This window comes from Brevundimonas phoenicis (assembly GCF_047237745.1).
Lineage (GTDB): Bacteria > Pseudomonadota > Alphaproteobacteria > Caulobacterales > Caulobacteraceae > Brevundimonas.
In genome coordinates, this window is the sequence record NZ_JBDFLN010000001.1 from 1,117,144 (window position 1) to 1,134,557 (window position 17,414).

15 protein-coding genes and 1 riboswitch are annotated in these 17,414 nt (G+C 68.9%); of the genes, 8 read left to right on the plus strand and 7 right to left on the minus strand.

Annotated features, from left to right (window positions below):
* Window positions 1-34: 34 nt before the first annotated feature.
* The 3 genes from dusA to ABC419_RS05525 all read left to right on the plus strand — a co-directional run bounded on the left by dusA (window position 35) and on the right by ABC419_RS05525 (window position 3,959).
* Window positions 35-1,045, plus strand: a complete 1,011-nt coding sequence (gene dusA, locus ABC419_RS05515) for a tRNA dihydrouridine(20/20a) synthase DusA (RefSeq protein ID WP_412876087.1) — start codon at window positions 35-37, stop codon at window positions 1,043-1,045.
* A 182-nt stretch (window positions 1,046-1,227) separates the two neighbouring features.
* The gene (locus ABC419_RS05520) at window positions 1,228-2,037 is read left to right on the plus strand and encodes a sulfite exporter TauE/SafE family protein (RefSeq protein ID WP_412876086.1); all 810 of its coding nucleotides are present in this window, start codon (window positions 1,228-1,230) and stop codon (window positions 2,035-2,037) included.
* Between the two features lie 98 nt (window positions 2,038-2,135).
* A complete protein-coding gene (locus ABC419_RS05525) occupies window positions 2,136-3,959 on the plus strand; it encodes a methyl-accepting chemotaxis protein (RefSeq protein WP_412876085.1) in 1,824 nt (607 codons plus the stop codon).
* 54 nt (window positions 3,960-4,013) lie between these two features.
* Here the strand turns inward: ABC419_RS05525 and metB are convergent, their stop codons facing one another.
* The gene (metB, locus tag ABC419_RS05530) at window positions 4,014-5,192 is read right to left on the minus strand and encodes a cystathionine gamma-synthase (RefSeq protein WP_412876084.1); all 1,179 of its coding nucleotides are present in this window, start codon (window positions 5,190-5,192) and stop codon (window positions 4,014-4,016) included.
* Window positions 5,189-6,298 carry a homoserine O-succinyltransferase MetX gene (metX, locus tag ABC419_RS05535; RefSeq protein ID WP_412876083.1) on the minus strand — a complete coding sequence of 370 codons (1,110 nt, stop codon included), beginning with the start codon at window positions 6,296-6,298 and terminating at the stop codon, window positions 5,189-5,191. The genes metB and metX overlap by 4 nt, the downstream gene beginning before the upstream one ends.
* Window positions 6,299-6,374: 76 nt before the next feature.
* A riboswitch (SAM riboswitch) is annotated at window positions 6,375-6,501 on the minus strand.
* A 444-nt stretch (window positions 6,502-6,945) separates the two neighbouring features.
* Here metX and ABC419_RS05540 point away from each other — a divergent pair.
* Window positions 6,946-8,682: an amino acid kinase family protein gene (locus tag ABC419_RS05540; protein ID WP_412876082.1), complete on the plus strand. Its 1,737-nt coding sequence runs from the start codon at window positions 6,946-6,948 to the stop codon at window positions 8,680-8,682.
* A gap of 2 nt (window positions 8,683-8,684) precedes the next feature.
* On the plus strand, window positions 8,685-9,647 hold the full coding sequence (locus ABC419_RS05545) for a homoserine kinase (RefSeq protein ID WP_412876081.1): 963 nt from the start codon (window positions 8,685-8,687) through the stop codon (window positions 9,645-9,647).
* 3 nt (window positions 9,648-9,650) lie between these two features.
* Here the strand turns inward: ABC419_RS05545 and ABC419_RS05550 are convergent, their stop codons facing one another.
* Together ABC419_RS05550 and thrC are read right to left on the minus strand one after the other, a co-directional pair.
* The gene (locus tag ABC419_RS05550; protein ID WP_200215840.1) at window positions 9,651-10,397 is read right to left on the minus strand and encodes a glutaredoxin family protein; all 747 of its coding nucleotides are present in this window, start codon (window positions 10,395-10,397) and stop codon (window positions 9,651-9,653) included.
* A 60-nt stretch (window positions 10,398-10,457) separates the two neighbouring features.
* Complete coding sequence (gene thrC / locus ABC419_RS05555) at window positions 10,458-11,846, minus strand: threonine synthase (RefSeq protein ID WP_412876080.1); 1,389 nt, start codon at window positions 11,844-11,846, stop codon at window positions 10,458-10,460.
* Window positions 11,847-12,021: 175 nt separating this feature from the next.
* Here thrC and ABC419_RS05560 point away from each other — a divergent pair, with 175 nt between their 5' ends.
* Together ABC419_RS05560 and ABC419_RS05565 are read left to right on the plus strand one after the other, a co-directional pair.
* Window positions 12,022-12,966, plus strand: coding sequence for an aspartyl protease family protein (locus ABC419_RS05560; protein WP_412876079.1), 945 nt, complete (start codon window positions 12,022-12,024; stop codon window positions 12,964-12,966).
* 65 nt (window positions 12,967-13,031) lie between these two features.
* A complete protein-coding gene (locus ABC419_RS05565) occupies window positions 13,032-14,336 on the plus strand; it encodes a DUF418 domain-containing protein (protein WP_412876078.1) in 1,305 nt (434 codons plus the stop codon).
* Window positions 14,337-14,346: 10 nt separating this feature from the next.
* Here ABC419_RS05565 and ypfJ read toward each other — a convergent pair whose 3' ends face one another.
* The 3 genes from ypfJ to ABC419_RS05580 form a co-directional block, all read right to left on the minus strand.
* Complete coding sequence (gene ypfJ, locus ABC419_RS05570) at window positions 14,347-15,198, minus strand: KPN_02809 family neutral zinc metallopeptidase (protein ID WP_412876077.1); 852 nt, start codon at window positions 15,196-15,198, stop codon at window positions 14,347-14,349.
* A gap of 84 nt (window positions 15,199-15,282) precedes the next feature.
* Window positions 15,283-15,669, minus strand: a complete 387-nt coding sequence (locus tag ABC419_RS05575) for a hypothetical protein (protein ID WP_412876076.1) — start codon at window positions 15,667-15,669, stop codon at window positions 15,283-15,285.
* Between the two features lie 55 nt (window positions 15,670-15,724).
* Window positions 15,725-16,072: a HesB/IscA family protein gene (locus tag ABC419_RS05580; RefSeq protein WP_165906529.1), complete on the minus strand. Its 348-nt coding sequence runs from the start codon at window positions 16,070-16,072 to the stop codon at window positions 15,725-15,727.
* A gap of 108 nt (window positions 16,073-16,180) precedes the next feature.
* Here ABC419_RS05580 and ABC419_RS05585 point away from each other — a divergent pair, with 108 nt between their 5' ends.
* Window positions 16,181-17,368 carry a deoxyguanosinetriphosphate triphosphohydrolase gene (locus ABC419_RS05585; RefSeq protein WP_412876075.1) on the plus strand — a complete coding sequence of 396 codons (1,188 nt, stop codon included), beginning with the start codon at window positions 16,181-16,183 and terminating at the stop codon, window positions 17,366-17,368.
* The last annotated feature ends 46 nt before the right edge of the window (window positions 17,369-17,414 follow it).

The window sequence follows — 17,414 nt, forward strand, 5'->3', positions numbered from 1 at the left end:
CCAATCCGCCCCCTTTTCTCTATAGGGGCGGGCCATGAGCCAGCATCCGCCGCACCGGTTTTCCGTCGCCCCCATGATGGACTGGACTGACCGCAATTGTCGGGCGTTCCATCGGGCCCTGAGCACGCGCGCCCTGCTCTATACGGAAATGGTGACGGCCCCGGCGGTGATCCACGGCGATCGCGACCGCCTGCTGGGCTTTGACGCGGTCGAGCACCCGGTGGCGTTGCAACTGGGCGGGTCGGATCCGGCGCAGTTGGCCGAGGCGGCGAAGATCGGCGAGGCCTATGGCTATGACGAGATCAATCTGAATGTCGGCTGCCCCTCGGATCGGGTGCAGTCGGGCCGGTTCGGCGCCTGCCTGATGCGCGAGCCGGAGCTGGTGGCCGACTGTATGGCGGCGATCAAGGAGGCGGTCCGCGTCCCCGCCACCGTCAAATGCCGCATCGGCGTGGACGATCAAGACCCTGAGATCAGCCTGTTCGCCACGGTCGACGCCTCGGCGGCGGTGGGGATCGACAGCTTCGTCGTCCATGCGCGCAAGGCGTGGCTGAAGGGCCTGTCGCCCAAGGAGAACCGCGACGTGCCGCCGCTGGACTATGCGCTGGTGCGCCGGCTGAAGCGCGAGCGGCCGCATCTGACCATCTGCATCAACGGCGGCATCGGCGATCTGGATCAGGCCGAGGCGCATCTGAGGGCCGACGACGGCGTGCAGCTGGACGGCGTCATGCTGGGCCGCGCGGCCTATCATGAGCCTGCGCTGATGGGGCAGGTGGACCGCCGCCTCTTCGGCGAGACCACGCCGGACGTCGACGTGTTCGAGGCGCTGGAGCGTTACCGACCCTATATGGCCGCGCGGCTGGACGAGGGCGCCAATCTGGCGAGTATGACCCGGCACATGCTGGGCTTGATGCATGGCCGGGCGGGGGCGCGCGCCTTCCGCCGCATCCTGACCATCGAGGGCGTCAAGTCCGGCGCGGGGCTGGAGGTCGTCGATCGCGCGGTCGAAGCCGTGCGCGAGGCCGAGGCGCGCAAGGCGGCTTGATATGCGTTCTCCTCTCCACCTGGTGGGGAGGCGGCGCGCCGCCGAAGGCGACGTGACGGAGGGGCTGCTCGTTTCCGCCGTAGGCCCCTCCACCACTTCGTGGTCCCCCTCCCCATTGCATGGGGAGGAAAAGGCTGACGGCGTGACGGCGGACGGCTAAGCCATTGGCCATGACTCTGCCCTTGTCCGAACTTGTCCTGATGGTCGCCGCCCTGGTCGGGGCGGGGGCGGTCGCGGGCGTGATCGGCGGCCTGTTCGGTGTCGGCGGCGGGACGGTGCTGGTGCCGGCGCTGTTCTACGCCTTCTCGGTGCTGGGCGTGGGCGGGGAGGGCAATCTGCACGTCGCCATCGGCACCTCGCTGCTGACCATCGTCGCCACCTCGCTGCGATCGCTGGCGACGCATCGGGCGCACGGGGCGGTGGACGAACAGGTGCTGAAGACCTGGACGCCCTGGGTGGCGTTCGGGGGGCTGGTCGGGGCGGCGGTCGCGGGTTTCACCTCCATGGAGGGGCTGGCGATCGTCTATGGCGTCTGTCTGCTGCTGATCGCGGCGCAGATGGGGCTGCTGCCCGAGCGATTCACCCTGCGAAAGGATCTGCCGACGGGCTGGGGGCGGCGCGGCGTGGGCACGGGCATCGGCCTGCTGTCGGCCATGATGGGCGTCGGCGGCGGCAGTTTCGGCGGCATGACCATGACCCTGTGCGGGCGGCCGATCCATCAGGCGGTGGCGACGGCCTCGGGCTTCGGCCTGGCCATCGGGTCTGCGGCGGCCCTGGGATTCGCGGTGTTCGGCTGGGACGCGCCGGGGCGGCCGCCGCTGTCGCTGGGCTACGTCAATGTGCCGGCGGCGGTGATCATGGGGCTGCTGACGGCGCTGACGGCGCCCTATGGCGCGCGGCTGGCGCATCGGCTGGATCGAAAGATGCTGCGCCGGGCCTTTGCGGTCTATCTGTTGCTGACGGCCCTGTCGGTGGTGCTGAAGGCGCTGTGACCGCGATTAAGTAGATGCCCGCAGGCGGGCGCTAACACTTTGTCGAACAACCGCGGGCTAGGAGCGAGGCTGAACCTCCCTCCCCGAGCCTTGAAGTCATGTTGCAGAACCTGTCGGTCCCCAAGAAGCTGATCCTGTCTTTCATGGCGGTGATCGCGGCGTGCGGGGCGGCGACCCTGATCGTCCTGTGGTGCGTGGCGTCCTTGCAGCGCGCCGATGCGGCGGACACGGCCTCACGCGAGGTGATGAAGGCGTCGGACCGCCTGATGGCCGCCGCCGTCGAGCAGCAGAACGCCATGCGCGGCTATGTCGCCAGCCGCGACCCCGGTTTCATCGAAGCCTTCAATCAGGGCGGCGCGGACGTGAAGTCGCGGATGGCGGACCTGGCCGCGTCGGACGTCGACGGGGCCTACGCCGCCGAGCAGACGGCGCTGATCGCCGCCACCGCTGAATTCGAGAAGAGCGCCCAGGGGGTCATGGCCCTTGCGCGCGAGCCTGCGACGCATGAAGCCGCCCTGGCTCAACTGGCCTCGGCCGCGCGCCTGTCGGACATTCGACAGGCGGTCGGTTCGATCCAGAAGCAGGAAGTCGTGCTGGCCGAGGAGCGGGCCAAGGCCAAGGCCTTCGCCTTCACCGAGGCCTATGTCGCCTTCGCTGTGGGCGGGGTGCTGGCGCTGGGCATCGCCGTGGGCGCGGCCCTGTGGCTGATCGGGGCGTTGAGCCGTCCGGTCGAGGCCATGACCCGCGCCATGGGGCGCCTGGCGGGCGGCGATCTGAATGTGGCCATCCCCGCGATCGGCCGCCGCGACGAGATCGGCCGCATGGCCGACGCTGTCCTGACCTTCAAGCAGAACGCCGAGGAAAAGGTGCGCCTGGAAGCGGAGGCCGAGGCCGCGCGCGCCGCCGCCGAAATCGAACGCCAGGCGCAGGGCGCGCGCGACGCCGAGGCCGCTCGCCAGCAGGCCCGCGTGGTCGAGGGCGTGGCCAAGGGTCTGGACCGGCTGTCGCACGGCCAACTGGCCTTCCGCCTCAACGATCCGTTCGCGCCGGAGTATGAGGGGCTGCGCGCCGACTTCAATGCGGCGATGGACAAGCTGCAGGGCGTGATGCGGGTGATCGTCGAGCGCGCCGCCGCCATCGGCGCCAGCGCCCGCGAGATTTCACAGGCGTCCGACGACCTGTCGCGCCGCACCGAACAGCAGGCCGCCAGTCTGGAGGAAACCGCCGCCGCCCTGGAACAGATCACGGCCACCGTGGCCCGTTCGGCGGAGGGCGCGACGGAGGCGGGCGGCGTGGTGCGCGGCGCCCAGTCCGAGGCGGTGGACGGTCAGGCCGTGGTCGGACGCGCCATCGCCGCCATGGGCGAGATCGAACGCTCTTCGTCCGAGATCGGCGCCATCATCGGCGTGATCGACGAGATCGCCTTCCAGACCAACCTGCTGGCGCTGAACGCGGGCGTCGAGGCGGCGCGCGCCGGCGACGCCGGTCGCGGCTTCGCCGTGGTGGCCTCTGAAGTGCGCGCCCTGGCGCAGCGTTCGGCCTCGGCGGCCAAGGAGATCAAGACCCTGATCACCGAGTCGGGCCGTCAGGTCGGCGCGGGCGTGGCCCTGGTCGGCGACACCGGCCATGCGCTGGAGCGCATCGCCGGTCAGATCCAGCGCCTGACCGTCATCGCCGAAGAGATCGCCGCCTCTTCGCACGAACAGTCCAGCGGCCTGCAGCAGGTCAACATCGCCGTGAACCAGATGGATCAGGTGACGCAGCAGAATGCGGCCATGGTCGAGGAATCGACCGCCGCCAGCCATGCCCTGGCCTCCGACGCGATCGAGCTGGATCGCATGATGGGGCAGTTCGCCCTGGACGATGTGCGCGACCTGGACGCGCGCGGACGCATGGACGCCCTGGCGCGGGCCGTGGCTTAAGCGTCAAACTCTCCCTCCCCATGAAGGGGAGGGAGAGGCGCGCGCTTTCCGCGCCTACGCCGCCGCCTTCAGCGTCACCGCGTTCAGGGCCTGGGTCAGGTCGGCCAGGATGTCGTCCTGATGCTCCAGCCCGACCGACAGGCGTAGCAGGCCGTCGGTGATGCCGGCCGTCACGCGGGCCTCGGGCGTCATGGCGGCGTGGGTCATGGTGGCTGGGTGGGCGATCAGGCTTTCGACCCCGCCCAGGGATTCCGCCAGGGTGAAGACGTCCAGCCGCTCGATCACCTGACGCACCGCCTCGGTCCCGCCGTTCAGTTCGAAGCTGAGCATGGCGCCGGGGCCCGACTGTTGCCGCGCCGCCAGGTCGTGACCGGGATGGCTGGTCAGGCCCGGATAGTGGACAGCCTTGACCGCCGGGTGCAACTCCAGCACCGCCGCAACCAGGCTGGCCGTCGCCTGCTGGCGCTCGATGCGAGTGAACAGAGTCCGCAGACCGCGCAGGGTCTGATAGGCGTCGAACGGCGAGCCGGTGACGCCCAGGCAGTTGGCCCACCAGGCCAGCTTTTCATGATCGGCCGGATCGGCCGCGACCACGGCGCCGCCGACCACGTCGGAATGGCCGTTGATGTATTTGGTGGTCGAGTGGACCACGATGTCGGCGCCCAGCTCCAACGGCCGTTGTAGGGCCGGCGACAGGAAGGTGTTGTCGCACACCACCTTGGCCCCCACGGCATGGGCGCGGCGACAGACGTCAGCGATGTCGGTGACGCGCAGCAGGGGGTTGGACGGGGTCTCGACCAGCACCAGCTTGCACCCGTCGGCCAGGGCGGCGTCCAGGGCGGGGCCGTCGTTCTGATCGACGAAGGCGACGCGGAAGTGACCCTTCTTGGCGCGGGCGCACAGCAGACGGTGCGTACCGCCGTAACAGTCATGCGGCGCGATCAGCAGGTCGTCCGGCTCCAGCAGGCTGAGCGGCAGGTCGACCGCGGCCATGCCGGTGGCGGTGATGACGGCGCCAGCGCCGCCTTCCAGTTCGGCCAGGGTCTCGGCCAGGACGTCGCGGGTCGGATTGCCCGAGCGCGAATAGTCGTATCTGCGCGGCTGGCCGAAGGCGGCGAAGGAATAGTTGGACGACAGATACAGCGCCGGCATGACCGCGCCGTGGGCCGTGTCCGTATCGACGCCCGAGCGGGCGGCGATGGTGCGGGGATCGGCGGGACGGGCGCGGCTCATTGGTCGATGTCCTTCAATACGGAGGTCAGGATGTCGGCGACCAGCCTGTCTTCCTTCAGGAAGGCGTCGTGGCCGTAGACGGAGGGGTGTTGTTCAAAGCGCCAGAGGTTGGGCAGGCGATCGGCCAGCTCTCTCATGTCGTCGATGGGGCAGAGGCGGTCGGTGGTGAAGCCGACCAGGGTGACGGGGGCGCTGATCGCCTCGGGCTCGACGCGATGGCGGTCGATGGAGTCCGACAGGGTCAGCCAGCGCGAAGGCGTGGTGCGGTCGCGATAGGCCCGGCCGCGCGCCTGCAGATAGTCGCACACCGGATAGGCCTGGCCCGCGTGGCTGGGAGCCTCGGAATCGAAGCGGTCGCCGAACTCTTCCTGGGTGCGATAGGTGGTCATGGCCAGTTCGCGCGCCAGGCCGACGGCCTGATCGATGCGGCCAGTCTCAAGGCCCAGTTGCAGGATGCGGCGCTGAATACCGCGCCAGGCGGTGGCCAGCGGGTGCGGGCGGTGGGCGGCCGACACCACCACCAGTTGCTCGGCCCAGTCAGGGAATAGCTCGCCAAAAGCCAGGGCGATCATGCCGCCGTAGGAACAGCCGATGAAGGCGGCGACCTTCTCCACCCCAAGATGGTCCAGCAGCAGGGCCAGAAGCCGCGCCTGATCCTGGGTCGTGATGGTCAGCGGGGTCTTGGCGTCCTTGACGCCTTCGCCGAATTCAGGCGCGAAATCAAAGGCCAGGACGCGGAAGCGGGTCAGGTCGATCGGGGCGCGCACGCCGACGGCGCCGGACCACCAGCCCAGCCCCTTCGTCTCGGTGCGGTGGACGTAGCGGTCGGCGGAAATGCCGCCTGCGACCACGATCAGCGGGGCGTTGGCCTTGCCGTGCAGGCGTCCGATGATCCGCTTTTGGGTCAGGGTTCCGCCGAAATCCAGTTCGAAGCCGTCGGGGATCGCAACCGCGACGTCATGGGCGCCGTCGCGCTGAAGCAGTTCCGACGGACGGCGCGCGGCCCGGGCGCCGATCTGGGTGCCGCCCTTGGGCGCAGGCGCAGCGGCGGAGACCTTACAGGAAGGCTCTTCGGTGGTTTCGGTGGAAATCAGGGCCAGGGTCATTGCATCACTCAAAGGTTCGGCTCACCGGCGAAACCCATGCGTGACAGATCTGTGGCGCGCCGCCTTATCGACGCTCCACCCATCTCTCGCGGTCCTTTCAGGCAAGCCCGAAGAACCCCGCAGGAGTTGGCACCGTTTCGGGCGGAACCCGATGGTTGCCCCGGCGTCAAAGGGCCTAATCCCTCAGCCGGTCTTGATGAGTGAGCTTACGGTGCGGTTGCGAAGAGCGCCGGTCAAGCGAAAAATTTCACCCCATTTCTGCGCATGTGGCTCATGTGGGTGGCGAAAATGGCGTCCTGAGACGATGTTGCGAAAAATTCTTTCGAGACGGGGTTGACGCGGCGCGGCACCCTGGCTCACCCTAAGGCACGATTTTCAACCGGACGCCGCCTGTGCCTTACCGCCTCGCCAGCATGAAGACGACCGCGATCGCCGCCTCGGCGACGGGCCTCTTTGCGTCCATGATTACGACCACCGGTACCACCACCATGCCCTTGCGGGCGGGGACCGGATGATGCGCGCCGTCTAGGCGAGAAAACGCAGAAAACCGATCACCCGCCCGGACCCCCGGGCGGGTTTTTTATTGGCCCGAACCCACCTCCGACCTCTCCCGAAATCCCCCCAGATCCAGCCTTCAGGAAACGCCCATGTCCGCCTCTCTCGCCCTCGTCGCCGATCAGTCGAAACCGGTCGCAGCCCTCGCCCCCGCCGCCGATGTGGTGGTGCTGAAGTTCGGTTCGTCGGTCCTGCGCGATGCGTCCCAGGCCCCCGCCGTCGCCAGCGAAATCTACGGCCACGTTCGCGCCGGCCGGAAGGTGGTGGCGGTGGTCTCGGCCCTGGCCGGGCAGACGGATCAGCTGCTGGCCGACGCCCGCAGCCTGGGCCTGGATCACGAGAACGAGCTGCTGCCCGCCTATGTCGTGCTGGGCGAGGAAAAGGCCGCTGCCCTGGTCGCTGTCGCCTGCGATCGGGTGGGACTGGACGCAGTGGGTCTGTCGGTGCGCGAACTGGGCATTGTGGCGGAAGGCCCGGCCCAGCACGCTCGCCCGGTCGGCGTGAAGAGCGAGCGCCTGCATCAGGCGCTGGCCGAACATGAGGTCGTCGTGGTGCCGGGCTTCGGCGCCGTGCGTCCGAACGGCCGGGTGGCCCTGCTGGGGCGCGGCGGATCGGACCTGACGGCGGTGGTTCTGGCCGCTGAACTGGGCCTGAAGCGGGTGCGTCTGGTGAAGGACGTCGACGGCCTCTACGACCGCGATCCGGCCTGTGAAACGGGCACGCCGCTGCGCTATCGCCGCGCCAGCTGGGACACGGCGCGCCAGGTCGGCGGCGCCCTGGTCCAGCACGATGCGATCGACCTGGCCCAGGCGCGCGGCGTGGACATTGAAGTCGCTGCTCTGGGCCGCGCCGAGGGCACGATCGTCGGCGAACGCGGGGCTCCTCCCGGCCCGGTGCAGGCGGCTGAACCGCTGAAGGTCGCCGTGGCCGGCTGCGGCGTCGTCGGCGGCGGTCTGCTCAGCCGCCTGCTGCCGGATGACCGCTTTGAAGTGGTCGGCGTCCTGGTGCGCAACCCCTTGAAAAAGCGCGACGTCTCGGCGCCTGCCGAACTGTTCACCAATGACGTCGAGGCCCTGCTGTCGAAGAAGCCGGACCTGGTGCTGGAGGCCCTGTCCGAGGGCGAGGCGGGGCATGCCCTGATCCGCCGCGCGCTGGAGGCGGGCTGCGACGTGGTCAGCGCCAACAAACAGGCCGTGGCCCGCGATCCCAAGGGGCTTCAGGCCCTGGCCGACGCCAACGGCTGTCGCGTCGCCTGGTCGGCCTCGGTCGGCGGCGGCTCGCCGATGATCGAGACGTTGCGCGCCGCCCGCGCCGGCGGTCCGGTGGCCGGTTTCGAGGCGGTGCTGAACGGCACGGTCAACTTCATGCTGCAGCGTCTGGGCGAGGGGGCGACCTTCTCCGACGCCCTGGCCGACGCCCGCGCCGCCGGCTTCGCTGAGGAAGACCCCTCGTCCGATCTGGAAGGCTTCGACGCCGCGGCCAAGGTCAAGCTGCTGTCGTTTGAGGCGTTCGGCCGCTCGCCCGACGACCTGCCGCGCGATGTCCTGGCCGCCGAGACGCCGCTGGGCGAGGCGCCGGTGCGCCAGATCGGAGCCTGTTTCGAGCGCGAGGGCGCCCTGGACGCCTATGTCCGTCTTGACGGCGCGCTGGAGGACGCGCTCTTCCTGTCGCTGAACGGAGAGCGCAACGCCTTGAAGGTCTATGGTCAGGACGGCCGGGTGTGGACGTGCAAGGGGCGCGGCGCCGGGCGCTGGGCCACGACCGAGAGCGTGCTGGCCGATGTCGCCGACGTCATGCGCGCCCGCCGCGCCGCTGCGGAGCTTGTCTAGTCATGGCCGTCTTCACGCCCGTCACGCCGCAACAGGCCGACGACTATCTCATGCGCTACCCTCTCGGCGGGTTGGTCGAACTGACCCCGATCGCCGAGGGGGTCGAGAACACCAACTATCGCCTGGTCACGGAGCAGGGCGCCTATGTCCTGACCCTGTTCGAGGGGCGGACCGAGGCCTCGGCCCTGCCGTTCTGTCTCGGCCTGACGGGGCGGCTGGCGGCGCAGGGCTTTCCGACGCCCGCGCCGGTGGCGGACCTGCACGGCCAGGTGATCGGCCGCCTGAACGACCGCGCCGCCGCCATCGTCGAATGGACGCCGGGCGCCTGGAAACGTCAGCCGACGGACAAGGATCAGTATCGCGCCGGTCAGGTGCTGGCCCTGCTGCATCTGGACGCGGCCGACTATGACGGCGTGCGCGAGAACCCGGTCGGGCCGCGCGCCTGGGCGGACCTGGCCGCGCGCTGCGATACGGTCGCTGCGGGCGAGGATCGCCGGATGCTGGAGCAGATGCAGCGCCTGCTGCCGGATCTGGCCCGGCCGTGGAGCGACCCTTCGCTGCCGCGTGGGCCGATCCACGCCGACTACTTCCCCGACAACGTCCTGTTCGCGACGAACGAGCATGGGGCGACGGATGTGGGCGGGGTGATCGACTTCTACTTCGCCTGCGTTGACGTGCTGGCCTATGATCTGGCCATCGCGCTCAGCGCCTGGGGGTTCGACGCCGAGGGGCGGCCCATGCCGTCGGCTCTGCGCGCCTTCCAGAAGGGCTATGAGTCGGTGCGGCCCCTGTCGGACGCCGAGCGTCAGGCCCTCCCCGAGCTGGGCGCGGCGGCGGCGGTGCGCTTTACCCTGACGCGCCTGCACGACCGGCTGTTCCACGACCCTGCCAACCTGGTCACGCCCAAGGATCCGACGCCCTTCTTCCGGCGGCTGGACTACTGGAAGGCGGCGGAGCCGGCTTAGGTCTCACATACGCGCCAGCATCCATACGGCCATGGCGATCATCATCAGGTTCTCGGTCAGCGACAGGAAGCCGAGCGGAACCTTGCTGTCCCCGCCGACGCAGGCGCACTTCAACTCGCGCCTGTCGATATAGACGGCCTTGAACACCGAGGCGGCGCCGATGCCGCCGATGAAGAGGGCGACGGGCGCGGATAGCCAGGTGAGGGCGTGGGCGGTCATCAGCACCCCCGCGCCCGTCTCCGCGAAAGGATAGACCCAGCCGTAGGGAACCCAGCGTCGCGCCAGAAGGTCGTAGTTCAGGAACATGGTGGCGAAGCCGTCGAGGTTCTGCAGCTTCAACATGCCCAGGACGCACATGCTGAACGAGATGAACCACTCAATCGTCCGGCCGGTCAGCGGCGCGCCATAGGCGGCATGGCTGGCGGCCAGCGCCGTCAGAGCCGTGACCGCGAAGACGACCAGGACGGGCGTATAGCTGGTCGCCTCGGGATCGCGCACCCGAAGCCCGAAAAAGCGGCGCAGGTCGTCGAAGCCGCCGATGCGGCGCTCGTCGATGAAGGTCTGCGGCGTGGTTTTCACGCCATGCTCGGCCTTGAAGGCGTCGGTCGCTTCGCGTGTCTCCAGCCAACGGTCATCAACCTGATAACCTTTGGATTTCAGCAGGTGTCGCGCTCTCAGACCCCAGGGGCAGACATGATCGGGCATGACCATGCGATAGAGGACAGCGACAGGACGTGTGTTGCGGGTCATCGGCGTCTCCTTCGCCGATGACAACGAACCAGGACGGTTCAGGCTCCTCTGGGGATGGTCCTACCCCGCAAACCCCTTCACCGCCGCCAGGGCCGCTTCGGGCGTGTTCTCGATCACCGTCAGCCGCTCGGGACGGTCGCCCAAGGCGCGGATGACGGGGGCCGGTTCCGGTTCTACGCCGATGACGCTCGAGACGAAGGCGCCGAACTTGGACGGGTGGGCGGTGGACAGGGCGACGATGGGCGCGCCGTTGCGGTCCAGACGGCGCGCGGCGGCCAAGGCGACCGCCGTATGCGGGCAGACGATGCGGCCCCAGGCGGCGTGGGCGTGGGCGATCTCGGCCTTGGTCGTCGCCTCGTCGACTGAGACGGCGGAGACCTCGGCGCGCAGGGCGGCCAGCAGGTCGGCGGGCAGGCTCACGGAACCTTCGCGCGCGAAGGTTTCGAACACTGCGCGGGTGGCCTCGGCGTCGCGGCCGGAGGCCTCGAACACCAGACGTTCGAAGTTGGACGGCGCCTGAACGTCCATCGACACGCTGCCGCTCTCGACCGCCGGGCGGCGGGCGTAGACGCCGTCGTTGATGGCGCGGGCCAGGGCGTCGTTCTGGTTGACGGCGGCGACGAAACCGGCGGCGGGCAGGCCCATCTTGCGGGCGGCGATGCCGGCGAAGGCGTCGCCGAAATTGCCGGTCGGCACCACGAAGGTCGCCGCCTGGCCCAACTGGGCCGTGGCCGAGACGTAATAGGGAATCTGGCCCGCCAGACGGCCCCAGTTGATCGAGTTGACCGAGGACAGGCGGCCCTGTTCGCGCAAGGATTCCTCGGCCAGCAGCCCCTTCACCAGACGCTGGCAGTCGTCGAAGTCGCCACGCACGGCCAGGTTCAGGACGTTGTCGGCCTGAACCGTCGTCATCTGTTTGCGCTGCACCGGCGAGACGCGATCCAGAGGGTGCAGGACGACCAGTTTGATGCGCTCGGCGCCCGCAAAGGCGCGCACGGCGGCGGCGCCGGTGTCGCCGCTGGTGGCCGTCAGCAGGGTCAGGGTCTCGCCCGTCGCGGCCAGGGCCTCGTCCGACAGGGCGGCGACCAGTTGCATGGCCAGATCCTTGAACGCCGCCGTCGGGCCGTGGAACAGTTCGAGCACGAACAGTCCGGGCTCCAGCTCGACCAGCGGCGTCACCAGCGGATGGTCGAAGCCCTTGGTCAGGCGGTCCAGGGCGCGGTCCAGCGCGCCCGCAGGCAGGGCGTCGCCGATGAAGGGCGCCATCGCCGCCTTGGCGATCTCGGCGTAGCCGCGGCCGGGACGGGTGGCGTCGGCGGGCAGGGGAGGCCAGGCCTGCGGCATGTAGAGGCCGCCGTCCGGCGCGATGCCGCGCAGCAGGGCGTCGCTGAAGCGAGTCGGAGCGGCGTCGCCGCGCGTCGAGAGGTAACGATCAGGGGAGGCTGGCATAACGGGTTGTTTCTAGCCGTGATCTGCGACTTCGTCATGAATATTTTGCGCGTGCGAACGGAATTGTTGCAATACGGCGCAACAACCTGGCTCAACCGGCGCCAAGGCGGCGGCCGGCGCGCGGAGATGGGAAAGGGGGCTGGCGCCGCGCCGCCGGCCGGTTCATGTCAGGCGGATGAACCGCCGTTCCCTTCTCATCCGTGCCGGAGCGATTGCCGCCGCCGTCGGCGGCGGCCTGTGGCTGAAGGACCATGTGCTGTGGCGGCGACCCAGCGTGACGTTCGGCGCCGATGGGACCAGCGGCTGGCTGCCTTTCGTCGCGCCACGGACCCTCTTGCCGACGGTGCGCGTTCGGCTGGCGGGGCGGGAGCTGACCGCCCTGATCGACAGCGGGGCGCAGTATTCGGTGATCGACCGGCGGCTGGTGACGGAGCTGGGGCTGGACGACCTCTTCGACATGCCGTTGATCGCCTATGGCGTGGACGGGCGCGCCCAGATGGGGCGGGGCGTGACGCTGGATCTCGCCGTTGGGACGGCGCGCGTGGGGCGTCTGCGTGCGGGCATTCTGGACCTGGGGCCGTTGGGGGGCGACGAGGGCCTCGGCGCGCCGCTGATCCTGGGGCAGGATCTGTTGATGGAGGCGGTGCTGGAGATGGACTTGCGTCGACGGCGGTTGCGGCTGTTCGGCGAGGCCCAGACGGGGCTGACGCCCGCCTATCGGTCCTTGCCCGTTCGACGTTCGGGCACGGCTCTGATCGCCGAGGTCGTGGTCGAGGGCGCGCCGGTCAAGGCGGTGGTGGACACCGGTTCGTCCTCGCTTCTGGCGCTTAGCGACGTGGCGGCGCAGGCATCGGGTCTGTTGGACGGACGGCCCGAGCAATCGGGGTCCAGCATCGTCCTGGGCGGGGTGGCCAGAACGCGGATGATCCGTGCCCAAAGCGTGGCGCTGGGCGGCGAGGCGTGGCGCAATGTGGCGACCGCTGTCTACGCCAGCCGGGCGCTGCCGAACTATCCTGAAGCGCTGCTGGGCATGGAGGCTTTCGCCGATCGCGACGTTATTTTGGATTTGGGCGACGGACGGCTGCACCTCGCACCGTTGATGGATGTGACCATTGTTTAGTCTTGTTGATTTCCCAATGGTCGAATCCATTTTATCCGCAGCCTGAACGAGGATAAGCGGCCCGTATGACCGCCTTGCCGCCCAGCATCACATCGGCGTCGTCCAGTCAGCGGCTGGAGAGCTTGGATCTCCTGCGCGGGTTCGCCCTGTGCGGCATCCTGCTGGTCAACATCATGATGATGGGCGGGCTTTGGGGACAGTATCATCCGGACTTGCCGCCGACGCTGGCCAATCCTGACTGGTCGGCGTGGATCATCCAGCACCTGTTCGCGCAGGGCTCGATGCGCGGTCTGTTCACCCTGTTGTTCGGGGCGGGGATGCTGCTGATCACCCTGCGCGGCGAAGACGGACGCGGGACGATCCAGGCGGCCGATGTCTATTTCCGCCGCTGCATGGCCTTGTTGGCGCTGGGCGTGTTCAACGCCACCGTTCTGCTGTTTCCGGGGGACATTCTCTATGTCTACGGCCTGTCAGGGTTTCTGTTGTTCGTTTTTCGGGCAGCCCGGCCGCGCACGCTGATCGCGCTGTCAGCCGCTCTGCTTCTGCTGCTGACCGTCGAATCGGCCGTGGTTGGGGCGTATCAGGCGATGGAGGCGCGACGCGGCGCCGAACTGGCGACCCAGGTCGAGGCCGGTGCTGTCCTATCGGCCGAGGACGCAGAGGCGATGAAGGTCCATGTGCGCGCGCAGGAGGCGCAGACCCTGACGCCTGAGACCATCGCCGAAGAAACCGCCACGCGCACGGGGGGCGTCGTCGGTCTGCTGAAGTGGAGCGTGCGGACCTGGCTGGACTATGCGGCTTCCAGCTACACCATCACCCTGGTCATTGAATCGGTCGCCTTCATGTTGCTGGGCATGGCGCTGTTCAAGCTGGGGGTGTTGGGCGGGGCGCGGTCGCTCGGCTTCTATCTGGCGCTGGCCGGGGGCGGTTACGCCCTGGGTCTGGCGGTGAACGGCGCCCAGGCCGTGATGCTGTGGACCAGCCAGTTCTCGTCCGAATCCTGGACGGCTCAGACCAGCTATGAACTGGGTCGCTGCGCCATGACCCTGGGGCACGTCGGTCTGCTGCTGTCGCTGTGGAAGATGAACGCGCTCGGCGTCGTGGGGCGCGCCCTAAGGAATCTGGGGCGCATGGCCCTGACCAACTACCTGGGTCAGTCGGCGATCGCGGGCCTGCTGTTCTATGGCCTTGACCTGTGGGGCAGGCTGGACTGGTGGGGCCTGTGGGGCGTGGCGGCGGGAATCTGGGTGTTCCAGATGGCTTTCAGCGCTCTGTGGCTGCAGGTCTTCAGCATGGGGCCGCTGGAATGGGCGTTGCGCTGGTTCGCCTATGGACGGCCTTCGCCCCTGAAACGCACGAAGGCCGCCTGATCCATCAGGTCTAGAGCTGGGCGAAGGTGTCGCAGGCGGCCGGATCGCCGGTCTGATAGCCGCGCTGCAGCCACTCGACCCGCTGAGCCGAAGAGCCGTGGGTGAAGCTTTCGGGCGAGACGCGGCCGCCGCCGCGGCGTTGCAGGGCGTCGTCGCCGATGGCCTGGGCCGTCTTCATGCCTTCCTCCAGGTCGCCCGGCTCCAGCGCCACCTGGCCGTTCGACACGGCGGCGGCGTTGCTGGCCCAGACCCCGGCGTAGCAGTCGGCCTGAAGCTCCAGCGCGACGGAATAGCGGTTGCCCTCGGCCTGTGACCGCGCCGCTTGCTGGGCGCGCTGCACCTGCTGGCTGGCGCCGGTCAGGGTCTGGACGTGGTGGCCGAACTCATGGGCGATGACATAGGCCTTGGCGAAGTCGGCGCCGGACGCGCCCAGCTTGCTTTCCATCTCGCGCCAGAAGCTCAGGTCCAGATAGACCTTCTGATCGGCTGGGCAGTAGAAGGGCCCCATCGCCGCCTGGCCGTAGCCGCATCCGGTCTGGGTGCCTTGCTCATACAGGACAGTGGTCGGCGGCGTGTAGCCGCGCAGCTTGGTCTCCCACACGTCGTTGATGTTGGAGCCGACGACTTCGACGAACTGGCCGTCCTGATCCTTGGGCGAGCCCATCTGGCCCTGCTGCTCGGCCTGGCCGGCGCCGCCGAACTGGCTGGCCAGCTGCTGGGTGGTGTTCGGGTCGATGCCGAAGACGAAATAGCCGATGGCCGCCAGCACCAGCACGCCAATGCCGCCGCCCGCGACTGCGCCGCCGCCCATGCCGCGCCGGTCTTCAACCCCGCCGCCGCGCCGTCCGCCCTGCCAACGCATCTGTCGCTCTCCGCTTTCGTCGTCTGGTCCGAAGCTAGGCTGAAACGCAGGGGCAGGTGAAGAGATGCAAATGTAACGCTGTGGTCAGTGCGGCGAACGGCTCAGCCAGGCGTCGATCTCCGTCACGCCGGGCGCGGTCTGGTCGAGCGGCGGCGTCAGGGTCGCCGGTGCGGGCAGGGTTGTCGGGCGCGGCGCATAGGCCGTCGCAGGCGGCGTCGCCGGGAGCGGCGACCGCGCAGCTTCAAGCCGCTGCAAGGTCTGACTGGTCTGAAGCCTCATGCGGGCGGCCTCGGCCTCACGCTGGTCGGCCTGAAGGCGCAGACGCTCCATGGCCTGGGCGTGCTGCTCGGCGCGGGCGATGTGGGGATCGTAACCCGCCGGAGGAGGGCCGGGCCAGCCGGGCCAGGTCTGGGCGCTCGCCGCCAGGGGCGCGGCGCAGAACAGCAGGGTCAGGGCGAACAGGCGCGTCATGCCCATACAGATGGGTGTGTTACGCCTCGCCGCCAAGCGAGGCCGTTTGCGCGGTTCAGATCGCGAAGCTGACGCCGCAGCCGCAGCTGGAAGAGGCGTTGGGATTGCGGATCACGAACTGGGCGCCCGCCAGTTCGTCCACGAAGGCGATCTCGGAATCCTTCAGGAAGGGGATGGAGACCGGGTCGATCACCACGGCCTGGCCGTCGCGACGCACCACCAGATCGTCGGCCTCGGGACCGTCGACCAGCTCGAAGCGATACTGGAAGCCCGAGCAACCGCCGCCGTCGACGGCGACGCGCAGCAGGACCGGCTTGCCTTCCGCCTCGGACAGCTTGGCCAGACGGCGCGCGCCGCTTTCGGCCAGGGTGATGCCCTCGGGCGACCGGGTTGCGACCGACAGCGACGGGTCGCGGGCTGATTCTGTGGATTGGACGGTGCTCACGGCCCTCTATATGAGGGGCCGACAGGCGTTCGCAAAGGCCTGTCGCCATCACGAAGTCCTGCCGCCTTGAGCCAGACCCGCGCCCCCTACGCCGAAAACCCCGCCGCCAGCCGCGGCCGCCATGTTTTCGAGCCCGCCAGCCGCACCCGCACCGCCTTCGCTCGCGACCGCGATCGCATCATCCACGCCACCGCCTTCCGCCGCCTGAAGGAGAAGACGCAGGTCTTCGTGGCGCATGAGGGCGACCACTATCGCACTCGGCTGACGCACAGCCTCGAGGTGGCGCAGATCGCCCGGTCGTTGGCCCACGCCCTGCGGCTGGACGACGATCTGGCCGAGACGGTCGCCCTGGCCCACGATCTGGGCCACCCGCCGTTCAGCCACGCGGGCGAGGACGAACTGCACGCACAGATGAAGGCGTTCGGCGGCTTCGATCACAACGTCCAGAGCTTCCGTGTCGTGACCGAGCTGGAGACCCGCTATCCTGGCTTTCCCGGCCTGAACCTGAGCTGGGAGACGGTCGAGGGCGTGGTCAAGCACAACGGCCCGGTGGCGCATCAGCTGACGGACCCTGCGTGGAAGGCGGTCGCCGCCTATGCGCCGGGCGGGGCGGCCGACTGGGACTTGCGTCTGGGCACCTTCGCCTCGCTTGAGGCCCAGTGCGCGGCCATCGCCGACGACATCGCCTATAACAACCACGACGTGGACGACGGGGTGCAGGCGGGGCTGTTCAGCCTGTCCGATCTGGCCGACGTGCCGCTGATCGGGCGCTGTATCGCCAGTGCGCGCGCCGACTGGCCCGACATCGACGAACGGATGCTGCGGCTGGAGGCTGTGCGCCGCATGATCGGCGTCATGGTCGATGACGTTCTGGCCGAGACCGAGGCTCGTCTGGCCAAGCACCGGATAGAGACGGTCGAGGATGTCCGCAACGCGCCCGAGACGCTGGTGCAGTTCTCAAGCGGCATGATGGCGGAACTGGCGGTGCTGCGCCGCTTCCTGTTCGAGCGGATGTACCGCCATTACCGCGTCAACCGCACCCGCAGTCAGGCGCGCCGCGTGCTGGCCCAGCTGTTCCAGCTGTTCATGGCCGAGCCGGAGGTGATGCCGCCGGAATGGCAGGCCTCGGCCCTGACCGACGACCGGGACGCGCGGGCGCGGGCGGTGTGCGACTACATCGCCGGTATGACAGATCGTTACGCTATCGAGGTCCACAGGAAGCTGTTCAGCCTCGACCTCGCCCTCGATCTGTGATTCGAGAAGGGCTTCACGGCGCGTTAGACTGAGCGCCGACGCGCGC

What these genes read in the sequence shown, in the direction of transcription:
- dusA (WP_412876087.1), top strand. Translation starts at nt 35, where the DNA reads ATGAGCCAGCATCCGCCGCACCGGTTTTCCGTCGCCCCCATGATGGAC.
- ABC419_RS05525 (WP_412876085.1), top strand. Translation starts at nt 2,136, where the DNA reads ATGTTGCAGAACCTGTCGGTCCCCAAGAAGCTGATCCTGTCTTTCATG.
- metB (WP_412876084.1), bottom strand. Translation starts at nt 5,192, where the DNA reads ATGAGCCGCGCCCGTCCCGCCGATCCCCGCACCATCGCCGCCCGCTCG.
- metX (WP_412876083.1), bottom strand. Translation starts at nt 6,298, where the DNA reads ATGACCCTGGCCCTGATTTCCACCGAAACCACCGAAGAGCCTTCCTGT.
- ABC419_RS05540 (WP_412876082.1), top strand. Translation starts at nt 6,946, where the DNA reads ATGTCCGCCTCTCTCGCCCTCGTCGCCGATCAGTCGAAACCGGTCGCA.
- ABC419_RS05545 (WP_412876081.1), top strand. Translation starts at nt 8,685, where the DNA reads ATGGCCGTCTTCACGCCCGTCACGCCGCAACAGGCCGACGACTATCTC.
- ABC419_RS05550 (WP_200215840.1), bottom strand. Translation starts at nt 10,397, where the DNA reads ATGACCCGCAACACACGTCCTGTCGCTGTCCTCTATCGCATGGTCATG.
- thrC (WP_412876080.1), bottom strand. Translation starts at nt 11,846, where the DNA reads ATGCCAGCCTCCCCTGATCGTTACCTCTCGACGCGCGGCGACGCCGCT.
- ABC419_RS05560 (WP_412876079.1), top strand. Translation starts at nt 12,022, where the DNA reads ATGAACCGCCGTTCCCTTCTCATCCGTGCCGGAGCGATTGCCGCCGCC.
- ABC419_RS05565 (WP_412876078.1), top strand. Translation starts at nt 13,032, where the DNA reads ATGACCGCCTTGCCGCCCAGCATCACATCGGCGTCGTCCAGTCAGCGG.
- ypfJ (WP_412876077.1), bottom strand. Translation starts at nt 15,198, where the DNA reads ATGCGTTGGCAGGGCGGACGGCGCGGCGGCGGGGTTGAAGACCGGCGC.
- ABC419_RS05575 (WP_412876076.1), bottom strand. Translation starts at nt 15,669, where the DNA reads ATGACGCGCCTGTTCGCCCTGACCCTGCTGTTCTGCGCCGCGCCCCTG.